This is a genomic window from Cardinium endosymbiont of Nabis limbatus, from assembly GCF_965196625.1.
Taxonomy (GTDB): Bacteria; Bacteroidota; Bacteroidia; order Cytophagales; family Amoebophilaceae; genus Cardinium.
The window spans coordinates 848,720-865,656 of record NZ_OZ239769.1 but is presented as its reverse complement, the minus strand read 5'-3'; the positions used below and the strand labels follow the sequence as shown (position 1 = coordinate 865,656).

Annotated in this window: 14 protein-coding genes; 10 read left to right on the top strand and 4 right to left on the bottom strand. The window is 38.4% G+C overall.

Annotated features, from left to right (window positions below):
* Positions 1-142 precede the first annotated feature (142 nt).
* Positions 143-358 (top strand): hypothetical protein, encoded by a 216-nt coding sequence (locus ACOALF_RS03945; RefSeq protein ID WP_419241203.1) that lies wholly within the window; start codon positions 143-145, stop codon positions 356-358.
* Positions 359-595: 237 nt separating this feature from the next.
* Here ACOALF_RS03945 and nth read toward each other — a convergent pair whose 3' ends face one another.
* Positions 596-1,234 carry an endonuclease III gene (nth, locus tag ACOALF_RS03940; protein WP_419241202.1) on the bottom strand — a complete coding sequence of 213 codons (639 nt, stop codon included), beginning with the start codon at positions 1,232-1,234 and terminating at the stop codon, positions 596-598.
* A 126-nt stretch (positions 1,235-1,360) separates the two neighbouring features.
* Here nth and ACOALF_RS03935 point away from each other — a divergent pair, with 126 nt between their 5' ends.
* Complete coding sequence (locus ACOALF_RS03935; protein WP_419241201.1) at positions 1,361-2,005, top strand: hydrolase; 645 nt, start codon at positions 1,361-1,363, stop codon at positions 2,003-2,005.
* A gap of 435 nt (positions 2,006-2,440) precedes the next feature.
* Here the strand turns inward: ACOALF_RS03935 and ACOALF_RS03930 are convergent, their stop codons facing one another.
* Positions 2,441-3,667, bottom strand: coding sequence for a hypothetical protein (locus tag ACOALF_RS03930; protein WP_419241200.1), 1,227 nt, complete (start codon positions 3,665-3,667; stop codon positions 2,441-2,443).
* 74 nt (positions 3,668-3,741) lie between these two features.
* Entirely contained in the window at positions 3,742-6,627 is a 2,886-nt protein-coding gene (secDF, locus tag ACOALF_RS03925) for a protein translocase subunit SecDF (protein ID WP_419241199.1), read from the bottom strand.
* Positions 6,628-6,987: 360 nt separating this feature from the next.
* Between secDF and mgtE the strand changes: the two genes are divergently transcribed.
* The 3 genes from mgtE (at position 6,988) to ACOALF_RS03910 (ending at position 10,242) form a co-directional block, all read left to right on the top strand.
* The gene (mgtE, locus tag ACOALF_RS03920; protein ID WP_419241198.1) at positions 6,988-8,379 is read left to right on the top strand and encodes a magnesium transporter; all 1,392 of its coding nucleotides are present in this window, start codon (positions 6,988-6,990) and stop codon (positions 8,377-8,379) included.
* Positions 8,380-8,475: 96 nt separating this feature from the next.
* On the top strand, positions 8,476-8,901 hold the full coding sequence (locus ACOALF_RS03915) for a hypothetical protein (RefSeq protein WP_419241197.1): 426 nt from the start codon (positions 8,476-8,478) through the stop codon (positions 8,899-8,901).
* 66 nt (positions 8,902-8,967) lie between these two features.
* Positions 8,968-10,242, top strand: coding sequence for a dihydrolipoamide acetyltransferase family protein (locus tag ACOALF_RS03910; RefSeq protein WP_419241196.1), 1,275 nt, complete (start codon positions 8,968-8,970; stop codon positions 10,240-10,242).
* Here the strand turns inward: ACOALF_RS03910 and cysS are convergent.
* The gene (gene cysS / locus ACOALF_RS03905; RefSeq protein WP_419241195.1) at positions 10,235-11,725 is read right to left on the bottom strand and encodes a cysteine--tRNA ligase; all 1,491 of its coding nucleotides are present in this window, start codon (positions 11,723-11,725) and stop codon (positions 10,235-10,237) included. The two genes, ACOALF_RS03910 and cysS, sit on opposite strands and share 8 nt — an antisense overlap.
* A 151-nt stretch (positions 11,726-11,876) precedes the next feature.
* Here cysS and ACOALF_RS03900 point away from each other — a divergent pair, with 151 nt between their 5' ends.
* The 5 genes from ACOALF_RS03900 to ACOALF_RS03880 all read left to right on the top strand — a co-directional run bounded on the left by ACOALF_RS03900 (position 11,877) and on the right by ACOALF_RS03880 (position 16,815).
* Positions 11,877-13,445 (top strand): Do family serine endopeptidase, encoded by a 1,569-nt coding sequence (locus tag ACOALF_RS03900; RefSeq protein ID WP_419241194.1) that lies wholly within the window; start codon positions 11,877-11,879, stop codon positions 13,443-13,445.
* 80 nt (positions 13,446-13,525) lie between these two features.
* The gene (lptC, locus tag ACOALF_RS03895; protein WP_419241193.1) at positions 13,526-14,080 is read left to right on the top strand and encodes an LPS export ABC transporter periplasmic protein LptC; all 555 of its coding nucleotides are present in this window, start codon (positions 13,526-13,528) and stop codon (positions 14,078-14,080) included.
* 15 nt (positions 14,081-14,095) lie between these two features.
* Positions 14,096-15,223 carry an undecaprenyldiphospho-muramoylpentapeptide beta-N-acetylglucosaminyltransferase gene (murG, locus tag ACOALF_RS03890; protein WP_419241192.1) on the top strand — a complete coding sequence of 376 codons (1,128 nt, stop codon included), beginning with the start codon at positions 14,096-14,098 and terminating at the stop codon, positions 15,221-15,223.
* A gap of 80 nt (positions 15,224-15,303) precedes the next feature.
* Positions 15,304-15,552 (top strand): hypothetical protein, encoded by a 249-nt coding sequence (locus tag ACOALF_RS03885; RefSeq protein WP_419241191.1) that lies wholly within the window; start codon positions 15,304-15,306, stop codon positions 15,550-15,552.
* Positions 15,553-15,675: 123 nt separating this feature from the next.
* Positions 15,676-16,815 carry a hypothetical protein gene (locus tag ACOALF_RS03880; protein WP_419241190.1) on the top strand — a complete coding sequence of 380 codons (1,140 nt, stop codon included), beginning with the start codon at positions 15,676-15,678 and terminating at the stop codon, positions 16,813-16,815.
* Positions 16,816-16,937 lie beyond the last annotated feature (122 nt).

Below are 16,937 nucleotides of genomic sequence, written 5' to 3'. Positions count from 1 at the left end.
CATTACTTGTATTTAATTATTTATTTTTTTAGTATGCAAATGCACGCATAGTTAGGGTGTCGGAAATATAGTTAATGTATACAGCATATGTTTAGTGGCGTGTTTAGTGCGTGTTTTAATTAACAATTAAATTATTATTCCTATGAGAACAAATAAATTAACTTTAGATAAATTCAGCACATTTGATTTATCTATTCAAACCCAAACCCAATTCATAGGTGGTGGTGATAAGATTATACCTACCAGCATTATACCTATGCATGAATTCAATACTCAGGCAGAAATGAGTGGTGGTAATAGGATCATACCTATGCACAATAACGATACCTTTCTTATTAGCGCTTCAGTAAGCTTGTAGTTTTCTGACGAACTGTTATTCAGCGGATCAGAAAAACAGCTGTTTGAGCCCGCACAACGGGTGGGTTCTGTTTTTCCCGCTGAACAACATTCGTTTCATTGCTTTTGCTGCGCGCCAGCTTTTTATCGGTGGCCATGGGTGAAGGAGTATCCTAACGATCCACTTACATCTCTTTGCTAGAATAGATTTTCCTTAAGTTGACCCCATTGGGTGAACAGGTAGTTTTTTTGCTAATATTTAAGTTTTAAGACTGGCTTTATAATAGCCGCAATATGCTTTAATAGGGCAAATTGTACAGTTCGGTTTTCGTGCTTTACAAATATATCTCCCATGTAGTATAAGCCAATGGTGTGCATTTCTATGCCATTTTTGATCTATCGTTTTTAATAGCTCACGCTCAACTTTTTCAGGTGTCATGCCATTTGCTAGTCCAATCCTTTTGGCTACTCTAAATACATGGGTATCCACTGCAATAGTTGGCGCATTAAACAAGCAATTTAATACCACATTGGCTGTTTTTCTTCCTACGCCTGGTAGTTGCAAAAGTGCCTTAAAGTTGTTAGGCACATGGCTATCATAATGGTTGATTAATAGTTTAGATAGGGCGATAATATTTTTGACCTTATGGTTAAACAGTCCAATAGATTTTATATACTTTTTTAATCCTTCTTCTCCAAGGCATACCATTTTCTCTGGTGTATCACATCGTTCAAATAAAGCTTTTGTTGCTATATTTACCGATATATCTGTAGCTTGTGCAGATAATATTACGGCTACTAATAAGGTAAACCCATTTTTATAGACTAGTTCTGTGGTAGGATTTTGGTTTGTATCCCTTAAAGTCTCAAAAATTTTATTAACTATTGATTTTTCCATTATTTAATTATAATTAATCAAGGATAAAGTTAAAGTAATGTATAAAATGTATAATACATGCCTCCACGGTTCTAATTTATATCAAGGCTATAATCCTTTCAAACTTAAAATAACAGCAAATCAATAATGGGTAATTTAATACATCCTGAAGTACATAGTAAAATATTACCAGTAGAAAAATTAGTAGTATTATTGCACGGTGTTGGTTCTAATGGGCATGATTTAATCAAATTGGTTCCATATATTAAAGACCATTTGCCAGATTGTCACTTTATAGCTCCCCATGGGGTAGAACCATATGATATGGCCGCCTATGGGCGACAATGGTTTAGTCTACAAGATCGAACGCCATATGTCATGAAGCGATTGTTAGAAAGCAATGTTGCATCCGTTACAGCCATCATTAAGCAAAAACAAATTGCCTTAAAGCTTACTAATAAAGATACCATTATTATTGGGTTCTCACAGGGCGCTATGATGGGTATATATTTAACACTTATACAGGCGGAGCCTTTCTTATCTACCGTAGGATTTTCTGGATTATTGGTGGCCCCTTCACAATGCATCAATACAACTACACCCATTTGTTTGGTGCATGGCATGTTGGATACAGTAGTAACCATAGATGCAATGGATCATGCCATACAATACTTATCCGGTCATAATGTACCCTGTAGTGGACATAAATTAGATGGCCTTGCCCATTCGATAGACTATAGAGGTTTAGAACTTGCTGTTAATTTTATACAGCATAGCAATTTAACGCAATAGGTTATGCCTTTCTGTTCATGCTTTTGAGTTATTTGCTTAACCAATGATAGGGGTTAATACAAATTTATTAGGTGGTTTATGGATAGATCTACTGCTTACATAAACTAACTGATGAAAAGATATTGTCTCAGCTTAAGCCATTAAAAAAACAAGGGATTGCGCTTAGCCATTTAGCTGGTATGTTAATAGGGTCAGGTACTAAAGCCTCTGATGCATTCAGCCATCTCATATAGAAACCCTGCATAAGGCTACCACTGCGCTGTATAGCAAATCAGATGTAGTTCATCCAAGTGATGAAATCCTGGTCAGTAGGAGGGCAAGTATATTGTTGCGGGATATAGGAGATTGGAAAAAAATCAAATCTGTCTATGATCCCAGCAATAATCCAACATTCAAGCAGTTTTTAACCAATTGCTACCGGTGACCATATACTTTTCAGCTGTACTTTGCATTATTTTTTTTGCATAAAGAGGCCAAATATATTTTGGTAATTGGTTTGATCATTCTCAGTGAGAGTAAAGAACATAAGACAAATCCTACAAATGGAGGTGCTATACCCCATACAGGCGGAAGGACGATCCAGCATGGTATCAAAGAACCAATGCCATACGCAAAAGATTTCACTACTGCATCTCCTACTAAAATAACATGGGCCAGTTTGTCTTTTTTAGTTAAAGCTTGCCCTATAATAGAAACAGCTGTTCTGAGCAAATAAAGCCCCATACCATAGAGTAATGCAGTTGCCTGAAGATGAAATGGTTTTTTTACATAGAAAGCCGTAATCGAAGCTAATACGATAAAGACAGGGCTGATGTTAAAAAAACGAATAATCCATTTAGGTTTTCTTTTTAAGATCCACGAACCACATATACCACTTACAATAAAGCCTAGATGAATCATACTGGTGCTATAGCTATGCAACTGTGCGTTGATTTGACTATTCCCGTTGGCAATTCTTGCTACCAAAATTGGTAAACTGACCGTATAGGCTATAGTTGCTATATAGCTCACAAGCCGAAAACTAGTTACCTGTAATAACCCAGGATTTTGAACGATTTCTTTAAAGCCTGTTAACATGCCAGATGGTTGTAGTGCCATCTTTTTTGCACCAAAATTTCGGAATAGCTGCCAGGGTATTATACGCAAGATATAGATAAAACTACAAAGTAATAAAAGCATTTTTAAGCCCATAATGGCCAATAAGTTTTTGGCTACTATAGGTGCTAAAACATTAAAAAATTGCAAAAAAATTTGAAAGGTAGAAAAAAAGAAAGGTTTGTCATGTGTGCCTATTTGTTTATTAATAAAAGCAAGGCCATTGGAGTGTTCAATGCTCATAATGCAGGCAAGTGCCCATAATGTAATGGTCCAGTATCGTAGATTAATACCATTATATAGAGACAAAATTAACAAAGTAGATGTCGCACATAAGAGTGCGCCTACCGCTATGGCATAGGAAGAAAAACGTTTGAAAAAAAAGCCTCCAATTAATCCAGCAAAACCAATCCCTAATAAGCTAGCTGGTTCTAAATAAGCTGCAGAAATGCCACTTGTATCCTTTTCAAACAAAGTGATGGCAAAACCAATCACTAGAATGGTGGGTACCATCGTTCCCAGTCCATTTAAGACCATATAAATAGGAATAATTGTTTTCATTTTCATAGACATACCTTTTTTTATTTGGGTGAGGCCTATTATAGGCTATTGCGTTATGGATTTTGGTATTTGGTTCGCTTCTACTGCTTAGTAGTAGAAAACTTGCGACCAAAATCTGCTAAAAGGGGGGCTGCAATGCAGATAGAAGAGTAAGTGCCAAATAATACACCTAGTAGCAATGCAAACGAAAAGCTGCGTAATGCTTCTCCTCCAAAGAAAAAGAGCACAACAACAGCCAATAATGTTGAGAAAGAAGTAATAAGGGTTCTACTTAACGTTTCTTTAATTGCATCATTAACCATGGCTATGGATATTTGCGCAGTCTTATTCGCCAACTTTTCCCTTATGCGGTCAAATATAACTACTGTGTCATTTATAGAATAGCCAATAACAGTGAGCATAGCAGCTAAAAACACCTCATTCACTTCATAGCTTACGCCAAAAGCCCGTGCTATACAAAACCCAGCTATGACTGCCAAAGCATCGTGTATAAGCGCTAATACAGCTGCTAAACCAAATCCCCATCTTCTAAAGCGCAATACAATATAAATAAATATACCGAATATGGCAAGAAATATGGCCTTTTTTGCACTTTTTTGTACGTCTTGTGCCACAGTAGCACCTACTTTGGTACTGCTGGTAATCGTAAAACTACTGCCGGCTGAAACCCTATCTTCTTGTTCTAATTTTGTGCATGCTTTTAATGCCTTTACCAGTTTATTGCGTACCTTTTGATCAGATGCTGTAACGTCCTCATCACTCAAATAGCTGGTAGTGATTTGCATTACATTATTGGCACCATAGGTGCGCACTTCTACGCCTTGCTTCAATTGAGCAGACAATCCATCCTTGAGCAAGGAAGCATCCATCGGCTTAGAAAAATGCACCGTGTAGGAGCGGCCACCCGCAAAATCAACGCCTAACGCAAGCCCTTTATAGTGGTAGAAGAAGAAAGCGCCCACTGCTATAAATGATAAAGAGCATGCATAAAAACGGTAGCGATTTTTAATAAAATCAATGCGTACGTTTTTAAACAGCATAGGCATAGCTGGAAAAGAAAAAGTCAACTTTAGGGTACGGTGGTTGTCCATAAAGAAGGAGAAAATCAACCTTGTAATAAATATGGAGGCAAATACAGAGGTGATGATACCAATCATTAAGACAAGGGCAAAGCCACGAACCGGCCCTTGGCCTAGGTAATAGAGTATGGCGCCCGCAAGAAACGTAGTAATATTTGCATCGATAATAGAGCTATATGACTTGGCATATCCACGGCAGATGGCTTCTTTAATATGCACTTTTTGGGAAAGCTCTTCTCGGATCCGTTCAAATATCAAAACATTAGCATCTATTGACATCCCAAGCGTAAGCACCAAACCAGCAATACCAGGTAAGGTTAAAGTAGCATCCAGCTCCGCCAAAATGCCTATAATAAAGAGTAAATTAAACAAAAGCGCACTATTGGCGATCATGCCTCCCTTTGCATAGTAAACAAACATAAAAAGCAGTACTAGACCCAAACCTATTGCTGTGGCCATCAGCCCCTGGTTTTGAGCTGCTTTACCCAAACTTGGCCCCATAATGGCTTCCTCAACCATTCTAAGCGGAGCGGGTAAAGAACCTGTGCCTAATACACTGGCTAAGTCTTTCGCTTCTTCTAAAGTAAAATTTCCAGATATCTGAGAGTCACCATTTGGGATTTCTTGATGGACTACTGGTGCGGAGTAGATCCGATCATCTAAAGCTATAGCGATGCGCTTGCCAATATGGGCTGCCGTGATGCGCTTCCACCTATGTGCCCCTTTTTGATTCATTTGTATATGTACAGCTAGTTTTCCATTTTCAATAAATGTTTGGGCTGCATTTGTAATAATATCTCCCTCTAAAAGCGGTTTGTTGTCCTGAGGTTGTTGGATGGCATAAAGGATAACCGCTTTTGTTCCATCCTTTAGGGTTTGTGCTTTTTTTTCCCACATCCACCTGATTTCTTTAGGTAGTAAAGCCTTAACCTCTGTGCGCTGCAGTATGGCTTCTATTTGGTTGATCTCTTTAGGCGCATAGGCTAGTGCATAGGGAAAAGGACATTTGCAAAGCCTTTTGAGTATCGACGCCTTAGGCATGCGTGCTGCTTTTTCCTCTTCTGTAAGCCCTTTTGGAAGGGTTGCTGCTATGCTCTCCTTTTCTTTGGCGAGTAGCAACTCATCTATCGCCTCTAGTGCTGGACCATATACATTCGTTTCTGCTACTGTCCAAAAGCGCAATTGCGCAACCCCTTGCAATAGTTTTCTAACCCGTTCCGGATTGGTAACCCCTGGTAGCTCTATCTGAATCCTTTGTGTGCCAGGTAGTTTTTGCATGCTGGTTTGTGTGGCACCAAAACGATCTAACCTGGAACCTATAATGGTCAGCGAACGATCCAATGCATTCGCAACTTCTTGATCAATTGCTTTTATAATATCCTCCTCACTAGAAAAGTTATAAGCCCTTACGCCAGCAGTAGTAAAAATAGCGCTCAAATTCCCATTTGGGGCAATCTTTTTATAAGCGCTTACAAAAAGCTTTCCAAAAGAGGCTGATCTGCCTTTTTCTCGTTCCTGTTGTGCCCATTGGAGTGCTTTTAAGAAATCAGCATCTGTATGATAAGCAGCCAGTCCTTTTACAAGTTCGATAGGAACCAGCTCCATGGTTACATGCATCCCCCCTTGAAGGTCTAAGCCTAGTTTAAGTGCGCGTTCCTTGACCTCTTCGTAGGTGTAAACGGATCCAAGCAGATTGTAAACAGGTTTTTTCCATATATCCATTAAATAAGCCTGACTTTTATCAAAGTCTATTCTGCCCTGCTCATCCGTTGCTTGTTGTTCCGCTTGGCGGCGCACCCGGTAGTCTATAAAAGTAAAGGAAAGATAATAGAGCGAAAGTAAGGTAATAACAATGGTGAGAAAAAATACTATTTTTTTAGATTTCATTGGCTTTAAATAGGTTTATATAGACTAGAGCAAATATATTTTCTTTCATCTAGTAAACCAAATCATCTCCCCCCTTTTGTTTATGTGATTTATTAGGTCATATAGTAGCTATAAATTTGGATCTACTTATTGGTAATTTACTTCAGATTCTCTTAAATTTACCTTTCGTTAAGCCTTCTTCTTGACTCTACTTGTGGCTAGAATATATGGAGGCTATGTTTTAGTCTGGGAACTATATCTTTTTTATTCATGATATGAAACCTTTGGCTGCGCTCGTGGTTTTAGGTTTTTTACAAATCTATTTGCTCATCTAGGCTTGTTCAGCATGTTTGTGCCATATGAAGCCAAAAAACTACGATTATGAAACTAAAAGGAGAAAATAAGTTTTTTAAGTGGGTTCGCTTACTCAAACAGCAGCAGGAGAAGCGACTCGCCTATTGTTTGGAGCGCGCATCGCCTATAGAGGTTGCTAAGTTCTTAGAAAAACAATCTTTTGAATTGGTTATAGGAATATTTAGTACCTTATCCATTGCACGACAAGGGGAAATATTTGCCTTATTGAACGATAATGAGTTACAGATGCAAATCTACCATAATGTTCCTAAAAGTAGCTTTGCAAAGCTTTTTTCTTGTATGCCCTCTGATTTGCGTGTTGATTTTTACCAACGGTTGAGTACTAAAGAACATGCGCATTTATTACCCTATTTAAGTAGAAAGGTTCGGGAAGATGTTATTATGCTAAATGCCTATTTACCAGATACGGCAGGAGGTATTATGAATACAGATTTTGCAACGGTCTTAAATTCAATGACTGTAGAAGAAGCCATTGCTAAAATCCGTGAAGATGCACCTTCTAAAAAGATGCTGTATTATATCTATGTGGTAGATGAAAAGATGAAGTTGGTGGGCTTTATCTCTTTAAAGGATTTGGTGATGCGTTCTCCTAAAGAGAAAATAGAGACGATACTCAATGTAAACTTTGTTTATGCTACGGTTGATGAAGATCAAGAAGTGGTTGCTAAAAAAATTGAACAGTATGATTTAGTAGCTATTCCTATTCTCAATCAAGAAGAACAAATCGTAGGTATTGTAAGCTATGATGATGCCATAGATATTATCAGGGCAGAACAGGTTGAGGATATGGATAAATTTATGGGTATTACTTCAGAAGAAGATGCACCAGATTATCTAAAGGTTTCCAGTCTACAACATCTTAAAAAAAGAATCAAATGGATTGTAGTAGTATTTATGGCCAGCATTATTGGACACGCTTTTACCCATGCTAAAAGTGCTTTTTTTACTCCATTTAATTTGATTTTCTACTTGAGTATGGTTACGGATACTGGAGGCAATGTAGGGAGTCAAGTTGCCTCAGTAGTACTCCAAGCATTGAATCGTGGACAGGTTACGCTCTCTGATTGGGTTAGGATTATTTTAAAAGAATTAAGGATTGCCATTATGTTGGCTTCTGTTTTATTTGTTCTTGCTTATATTAAAGTATTCTTAACCTATAGTTTAGAACCAGAGACGAATAGGAACTGCCAGGTGATGTTTGTAGTGGCACTGAGCATTGTTTTACAAGTGATTTTTTCTGCTTTTATAGGAGCCGCTTTTCCGTTGGCTGCTAAATATTTTAATGGAGATCCTGCAGTAGCGGCTAATCCTGCGATTAATACAACTGTAGAGCTATTGGGCGTAATCATTTATTATATTGTAATTTGTTGGATCATTAATCCAATCTGTAGCTGTTAGGCGTACTTCTACCATAGGCTGTCTATGCCACGGTGTTTAATTTTTTTTTGCTTGCCTTAAGTACTATTTAAAATGATAGTAAGACTATTTTATTTAATGAGACACTGGACTTTTTTATTCATTTTTAGTTTACTTTTTGCTTCATGTGGCTATAAAAAGGACAGTGTGGTGGTTTTAGGTCAAGAGTTGTTGAATGACCTCGATCGTATATATGCCTGGATTACAGATAGAGAACCAGTGGTAGATGATAGCAAAAACGTTGAGGGACCATCTTGTAAAAAGAATCTCCCAGCAGCATGTAAATTATTTTCAGAGGTAAAAGACAGGCTAGAGCAATGGCTAAAGCTTACAAGGTATCCAGTCGCACAAAGCATGTTGAGTGAGATTGATGCAAGATTAAGCACATTAAAAAAAGCTATAGAAAATCTACCAGATGGCCAAAATAAAAAACAGCTCAAGGAAAAATGTAGTCAGTTGGATAAATATCTAGCTTTTTTAAAAGTTAAAAAAGATGTGTCATAAGATTTCACTACCGATCCTAGTCCAACAGGCTAATGGCAGTGGTTCAAATTTTTAAGAAGGGTTGATATGTCTTTAATAACGCTTTATTTGCCTAAGATGGGTGAAAGTGTGATGGAAGCTGTAGTATTGCATTGGTGTGTAAGTGAGGGAGAAGCAGTTGTGGAAGGTGCGCCTCTATTAGAGGTTGCTACAGATAAAGTTGATGCAGAGATTCCTGCCGCTTACACTGGTAAGATTCAAAAATTATTGGTAAAAAGCGGAGAGGTGGTAGCCATTGGGGCGCCTATTGCTTTGTTAGAAGTAGAAAATAGGGCTGTCTTATCTGGAGCCGATGGCGTTTCTTTTGTAGGGTTAAAGCCTACGGTGGCAGCTCCTACGTCACCCGATCATCTAGGGGCTATACCTTCCCCTTTGCCCGATTTTGCCAAGATAAAATTAACCCCTTTGGCCAAACATATTGCACAAGAACATGCTATTCCGCCAGATGAATTAGAGCGATTGGCTGCGTATGCCCGAGACAATCGGGTTACCAAAGAGGTGCTTTTGGCTTATTTAAGCAAGCGTGTACCGACGCAGGTTTCTGAACGCCATTTATTTTCTGAAACGGTTGCCCCCCTAGCGGGAGATGAGGTGGTCAAAATGGATCGTGTTCGAAAACTCATTGCAGATCGTATGGTTGCATCTAAAAAAATTGCACCGCATGTTACCTCTTTTATACGTGCAGATGTAACGGCGCTTGTTGCTTGGAGAAATCAGTATAAGCTTTCTTTTGAAGCAAAATATGGCGCTAAGTTGACCTATAATCCTATTTTTATGGCAGTTATTGCGCGTGTTTTGCAGCGGTTTCCTATACTGAATGCGGTAGTGGTGGGCGACCAAATCATTCAACGAAAACATATTAATATAGGCTTTGCCGTAGCGCTCTCGGATGGTAATGTATTGGTTCCTGTAGTGCAGCAAGTCGAGCAGCTTGGCTTGGCTACATTGGCCTGCCAGATCGATGCGTTAATCCATCAGGCACGCAGTGGCACCATTACGCCAGATGCATTAAGCGGTGCCAGTTATACCGTTTCTAATATTGGTTGTTTTGACAATCTTATGGGAACCCCTATTATTGTGCAGCCGCAGGTAGCTATTCTTGCATTAGGCCTTATTGAAAAACGCCCTGCTGTGGTCTATGTGCATGGCAAAGAAACGATAGCCATTCGCGATGAGCTTTTCTTATCTCATACCTATGACCACCGGATTATAGATGGGGCGATAGGAGGAGGATTTTTAAAATATTTGGCCAAGGAATTAGCCTCTTTTGTCGATAATATAGCGCAGTATCCGTTTACGTAAGATATTCCCAATGCACACCATTTGGATGGTCCTTTATCGCAACGCCCATTTTATGGAGTGCATTACGTATACAATCAATTTGATCGTAGCGTTTTTCTGCTTTAGCTGCTTGGTAAATGGTTCGTACGATTTCTAGCGTTTGATCCATAGCGGGTGGGTGCTCCTCTTTTAAGCCCAATAGATCTACCATAAAGGTAGTATAGGTATTACGCAATTGGTTGAATGCAGCTGTTGAAATCAATTCATGATCCAATGTGCCATTGTACCATCCATTTATTCTTTTTAGCAAGTTAAATAAACTTGCCAAAACCTTTGCCGTATTAAAATCGTCATTCATAGCACTATAGCAAGCTGCACAATCTGCATAAATGGCTTCATCTAATCCACCACTTGTTGCGGAAGCTTCGGCTGTTTCTTGGTGCCCTGTAGCCAACAGATGCAGGCCATTCATTAACTTACGATAGCCCTGGTGCGCTGCTTTTAAACCCCCTATCGTAACAGACAGCGTACTTCTATAGTGCGCCTGTAACATAAAAAATCGCAATGCCATAGGGCTGTAAGGCTGGTCTAGGACCGGATGGCTTCCTGAAAAAAGCGCATCTAATGTAATAAAGTTACCCAATGATTTACCCATTTTTACGCCATCAATTGTAACTAAATTATTATGAACCCAATAGGTAGCCAAATCTGTTTGCAAGGCAGCTTGTGCTTGTGCGATTTCACATTCATGGTGTGGAAAACGTAAGTCCATACCCCCCCCGTGAATATCAAATTGTTTGCCTAAATATTTCGTAGACATAGCAGAACATTCTATGTGCCATCCAGGAAAACCTTTCCCCCAGGGAGAGGGCCAATGCATTATATGCACCGGGGTTGCTTTTTTCCATAAAGCAAAATCTACTCGTTCTTTTTTATCTGCTTGTTTGGCCAATGCACGTGTTCCTGAACGCGTAGCTTCTATAGTCCTTCCTGAAAGCTTACCATAATCATACATTTGGTTGTATTTGGCTACATCAAAATAGACAGATCCATCTATTACATAGGCCAATCCATTTTCAATAATCCTTTCAATCATTTCAATCTGTTCCAGGATATGTCCGCTTGCACAAGGCTCAATGCTAGGAGGTAATACATTAAGCTGTTCCATGTTTTTCCGATAGTGGTTCGTGTAGCGCTGTGCCACCTCCATAGGGCTTACCTGCTCTAGCTTAGCTTGTTGCGCTATTTTGTCATTGCCTTCGTCCAAATCCCTCTCCAGATGGCCCACATCAGTAATATTCCGTACATAACGAACGGTATAGTTCAAATGTTGTAAATAACGAAAAATGATATCAAAGGTAATCGCCGCACGTGCATGGCCTAGATGTGCTTTCCCATAAACCGTCGGGCCACATAGATAGATGCCTACAAAAGGCGGTCTAAGTGGCTGAAAAACTTCTTTTTGCCTGGTTAAGCTGTTGTAGATCCGTAATATTTGATGCATCTTTGTATATATATGAAAAGTATTTTAGATATTTGCTAACGTGCTTGTGCGCATAGGTTTTCATACTAAGTATACCAATGGTACACGCGCAACGCCCCGTTGGGGTTCATTAAGGAAATGATCACTGTAAAAATACAAAAATAAAATGGCTATGTACGAACAATTTAATAAACAAGTTGTAGTTAAAAAGGTGTGTAGTGCTGCTATCCTTGTTGCATTTGGTTTATTGCTATGGTTGATTCACCCCTATGCACAAAGTGAAAAAAATTTTTTAGCCCCTACTGCTCATGTGCAGCAGGTTGATTTCGTGAAACCGAGTCAACCATTGCAGGAACCTGTATTACCACCAGAAGGGAAGCCTTTACAACCAAAGCTACCCGATTTTACCTATGCAGCTAAAATAGCTACACCAGCCGTGGTGCATATAAAGGCATCTCAGAATCCTAAATTGATCAAACGAGAATCCACTAGCCCTTTAGAGCAGTTGTTTAAAGAATTTTTTGGAGAGGGTGCAATCCCTAGAGAATATGAACGACCTGCCCAAGAAACTTCTGGTTCTGGGGTTATTTATAAAAGTGATGGATACATTATTACCAACAACCATGTGGTGGAGGGCGCTGATCAAATAGAAGTAACCTTAAATGATATAAATGGTAGTCGATCTTTTAAAGCAAAACTAGTTGGTTCCGATCCTTGCACCGACTTAGCACTTTTAAAAATTGACGCATCTAATCTGCCTGTTTTAGTCGTAGGTAGTTCTGACAAGTTAGAGGTAGGGGAGTGGGTTTTAGCAGTGGGCAATCCTTTTAACCTGCACTCTACAGTTACCAAAGGTATTGTAAGTGCTAAATGTAGATGTCTAGATCATCCTGAAGCTAGAAAATCCGGGAAATTAAGCATCCAATCTTTTATTCAAACCGATGCAGCCATCAATCCAGGCAATAGTGGTGGTGCATTGGTTAATGTATATGGTGAGTTAGTAGGCATTAATACGGCTATTTATGCTTCAAGATCGGCTTCCTTTATAGGATATGGTTTTGCCATACCTTCTTCTTTGGTAAAAAGAGTAGCGGATGATTTAATGGAGTATGGTGTAGTACAACGGGTGTTATTGGGTGTAACCGTTCAGAATGTCAATGCTGAATTGGCCAAAAAATTAAATTTAAAAGTAATTAGTGGTGTCTATATCAATTCCGTTCAAAACAATAGCCCTTGTGCAAAATTATTGCAAAAAGAAGATGTGATTACCCAAATCAATGGCCGTAAGGTTAATAAAACTTCAGAGTTACAAGAAATAATAACTTGTTGTAAACCGGGTGATCGGGTAGCGATTACTTTATATCGTAAGGGGAAAGAGAAGGTCCTAAATGTATTATTGGAAAAACAACCTGATGCCATACAAATGGTACAAAAAGATAATACACTTAAGGTAGAAGGGGCTATATTTCAGAATCTTGATCTGCAAACAAAAGCGAAGCTTAAGCTTGCTGGAGGGGTGTTGGTTCAAGAAATTTCTAATGGAAAGTTTCAACTTGCTGGCCTTAAAAAGGGTTATATCTTACTAGCTTTTGATAAACAACCTGTTGTGAATATAGCCAGTTTAGCTGAAATGATTCGGTGTACCACAGAGCCTGTTCTGATAAAAGTTATGGAGCCCCATAAAGGGGTTATTAGCCATTTGGCAGTTGAATTGGGTAATACCTCCTCTCCAGAAAAATAAGCGTTAGTACGTTTTTTTGATAACTATAATATATATTATCCTTACGTACAATGATTAGACCAAACCTCTTTTTTAAGTTTATGGATAGGTTCAATTGCTTTATAGGGCTATTTTACTTTGTCATCATGGGGTGGTGGATACCACTATATGCTGAAAAGGATTTTCAAGAAGAGATTCCTCTATTAGAAACTACGCAATTTGAGCTATTGGGTACAGATGGTGGTCATCTACGTTTGACCATTAAGGCCTATCAAATGCGTCAGTATGAAAATGGAAATGTAAGCTTATCAGGTGGTATAGAAATCTTTTTATTCGACAATAAAGCGGATAAAGAGGAAAAACCTATCCGTATTCAAGCGGATAGGCTCTCTTATAATAAGGAAGAGGACCTTTGTATGATAGCAGGCAATGTTATGGTTAGCAAGCCAAAGCAACAATTAACTATCCATACCGAACAATTGTGGTATGATATGAAAAAAGAAACCCTATTTACAGAGGTACCCATTGTAATAAAAGACAAAGAGAATATATTAAAAGGGAGTGAATTGCGTGCTACAAAGGATTTAACCAAGTATACGATTACTGCTCCCAATGGAACAGTAGATATAAAGCAGGAAGCGGTCTTAGGGAGCTAATTCATTATAACATTTATGCGTGTTTTGATAGGTTGTGGAGGTACGGGGGGGCATATTTATCCTGCTATAGCCATTGCTGATGGCATTAAGCAACAGTTTCCTGATGCAACGTTTTTGTTTGTGGGTACAAAAGGTGGTAAGGAAGTAGGTTTAGTAGTTGCTGCTGGCTATCCGATTATGCGGATTAGTATAAGAGGCTTGCAAAGAAAAAAGATTATTAAAAATCTATTATTGCCTTTTCTTCTTTTAAAAAGTCTATATCAAGCAAAGTGTATTATTAAATCATTTAAGCCCGATGTCGTGATTGGTACAGGGGGCTATGCTTCTTTTCCTACGCTGCTTGTAGCTTCTATGCAAAAGATTCCTACCCTTATTCAAGAACAAAATAGTGTTGCTGGGCTAACCAATAAATTGCTTTCCAGGTTGGTGAGCAAGGTTTGTACAGGTTATCCAGATGTTTTTTTCCCTTGTGTAAAAGAAAAAATCATATTTACGGGTAATCCCATACGTAGATCGCTCTCTACCTTTCGAGAAGATCGAATGGACGCGCTTGAGTATTTTAGTTTTTCTGCTTTTCAGAATAAAAAATGCTTACTCGTAGTTGGTGGAAGCGGAGGCGCTAGCGCATTGAATACAACTATGCTAGAATGGAAGGAACAATTGTCTTCCTTGGATATACAGGTGATATGGGTAACGGGTCAGCGCTATTTTGAGCCTATTAAAAAGGCAATGAAGGACTATCGTTATATAAAGTGCTATGGCTTTTTAAGCAATATGGAAATGGCTTATGCGGCTGCGGATATTGTTATTTCTAGAGCTGGCGCTTTATCTATTGCAGAGCTTTGTGTAAGGAGAAAACCGACTATTTTAGTGCCCTCATCGAATGTAGTAGCGGACCATCAAACCAAGAATAGTTTACCATTGGCTGATCAAGGCGCAGTTATACATATTACAGATCAAGAATGTCCTTTTTTGCTGATCCCTAAAGTAATAGAATTATTAAATGATGAGGCACAACAATTAGAACTCGTCAAACGCATGGAGCCTTTTGCTGCATTGCATGCGAATGCACAAGATAAGATTGTTGAAGTAGTCCTTGACTTGGTTAAATGCAACGCTGATTCTTATCCATCTGAATCTTAATTGGTTCAGTTGGTCATTCACAATCGTGGACGTTCCACCCCACTCTTTTTAACTAAAATCAAAAATAATATTAACAATCTATGTTTAATCCATCAAACGACGTACAAGACGCTAAAAAACGCATTTATGCATGTGAACAATCGGGTGACTATGGCCAAGCCTTAGATCTGGCAAGGAAAACTCAGAAATTTTTTTTTAATAATAGTTCTGATGAAGCTAGCATAACAGTAATTATACTGCAATTGGAAAAAAACTTCTTGGAATTAGTAATATTTTTTAGTAAAATTGCATTACAAGTCAGTCTGTTTATGTATCATAATGATAGCTAATAGCATAGCCAGATTCATGCACTAAGTGATAGCCTTAGCATTAACTGTATCTTATGCCTGTATTCTATCCTTATTTTATTCATGGGCTTATGTTAAGTTATAATATGGAAACCACCTATATTTATGAACATAAATAAATCGATTCGCAAGGGTTTTATCTTGTCAAAAACAATATTTCCAACAGTTGGTACACTTTTACTTATCACTCAAACAGGTTGCAGCGGATCTAATCGTTTGGAAATGTTGCAGTCAGGCAGCAGTATTAGAAGATCAATGATCAGTAATGCACCAGGAGATAGTTTGGATGGGGATAGTAATAATGCTTGTAGTGGAATAGGGATACCGCCTACTCCTGAAGAGAATGATATTATTATAAAGAACAATGAAGCCACTATAGAGAAATTAAAAATTTTGAACCAAAGCTCAGAAATTACATCAAAAACATGCGAGGAATTGATTGAGACCTTGCAACAAAATAATGAAAACTTAATGGAATCTAATATACGATTAAAAGGATTTAATCAAGTATCTGTATGCCCATCTCCATCTTCACCACCTCCTCCTCTTCCTCTATCACCACTGTGGCTACCTAAAGAACCACTCAAGTTCAAAAAGTCGTCTTCTACTTTATCCTCTTTATCTCTTAACAATAACGGTTTAACAGGTAACTCACCCCAAGAAGAGATCAATAAGGAATTAAAACAGCGCTTTACTAACCTTAGATCAAGCAAAACCTCTTCTTGTAGTTCATCTAATTTATCTCACGAAAGCAGCTCTTCAGAGGAGATTCTACCTAAAAACACACCTTGGTCACTACAAAGCAAAAAAAGAACCATAAACCTACTAAACCAATTTAGTGATACATCTAACACATCTAGTACGGAAGAACAGTTAGCACAAAGAAAAAAACAAGCGTTTTCTCCTGAAAAGGGTGCTGAGCAAGGCAATAAGATATGTCATGGATCTAGTCCAACACTTTCCCAGTTTGAGCCTAAATCAAGTATAACATCACCTTCACCACATCTAGATTCATCTAGTTCAGATAGCTCAGGGTATGTTTCATTAGATTCTAACAATAGCCATTCAGAGGAGAGTTTGCTCCAAACTAAGATGCCTGATGCAGAGGCTAAATCTAGCCCAAAACCAAACCTGCTACCAAAACCTCTTGCGGTATCTAGTAACAATAATGTAGATACTAGAAAGGCATTAAAGAAACCAAAAGTACCACCAAAGCCGGAAGTGTTCATTAAACTTACACGTTAAGTTAAGGATTAATGGAGATTGCTTTTGAAAGCCAGTTTGTTAGAAAATTTCCCCCTTTTCTGAAGTAAGGGATTCCTTTATCGGCAGCCGATCGGTCGATAGCTGCTCTTTTCTCTAATTTT

Coding starts and splice junctions, on each gene's coding strand:
- nth (WP_419241202.1), bottom strand. CDS start 1,234: ATGGAAAAATCAATAGTTAATAAAATTTTTGAGACTTTAAGGGATACA.
- ACOALF_RS03915 (WP_419241197.1), top strand. CDS start 8,476: ATGAGACACTGGACTTTTTTATTCATTTTTAGTTTACTTTTTGCTTCA.
- cysS (WP_419241195.1), bottom strand. CDS start 11,725: ATGCATCAAATATTACGGATCTACAACAGCTTAACCAGGCAAAAAGAA.
- ACOALF_RS03880 (WP_419241190.1), top strand. CDS start 15,676: ATGAACATAAATAAATCGATTCGCAAGGGTTTTATCTTGTCAAAAACA.
- murG (WP_419241192.1), top strand. CDS start 14,096: ATGCGTGTTTTGATAGGTTGTGGAGGTACGGGGGGGCATATTTATCCT.
- lptC (WP_419241193.1), top strand. CDS start 13,526: ATGGATAGGTTCAATTGCTTTATAGGGCTATTTTACTTTGTCATCATG.
- ACOALF_RS03900 (WP_419241194.1), top strand. CDS start 11,877: ATGTACGAACAATTTAATAAACAAGTTGTAGTTAAAAAGGTGTGTAGT.
- mgtE (WP_419241198.1), top strand. CDS start 6,988: ATGAAACTAAAAGGAGAAAATAAGTTTTTTAAGTGGGTTCGCTTACTC.
- ACOALF_RS03935 (WP_419241201.1), top strand. CDS start 1,361: ATGGGTAATTTAATACATCCTGAAGTACATAGTAAAATATTACCAGTA.
- ACOALF_RS03885 (WP_419241191.1), top strand. CDS start 15,304: ATGTTTAATCCATCAAACGACGTACAAGACGCTAAAAAACGCATTTAT.
- ACOALF_RS03945 (WP_419241203.1), top strand. CDS start 143: ATGAGAACAAATAAATTAACTTTAGATAAATTCAGCACATTTGATTTA.
- secDF (WP_419241199.1), bottom strand. CDS start 6,627: ATGAAATCTAAAAAAATAGTATTTTTTCTCACCATTGTTATTACCTTA.
- ACOALF_RS03930 (WP_419241200.1), bottom strand. CDS start 3,667: ATGAAAATGAAAACAATTATTCCTATTTATATGGTCTTAAATGGACTG.
- ACOALF_RS03910 (WP_419241196.1), top strand. CDS start 8,968: ATGTCTTTAATAACGCTTTATTTGCCTAAGATGGGTGAAAGTGTGATG.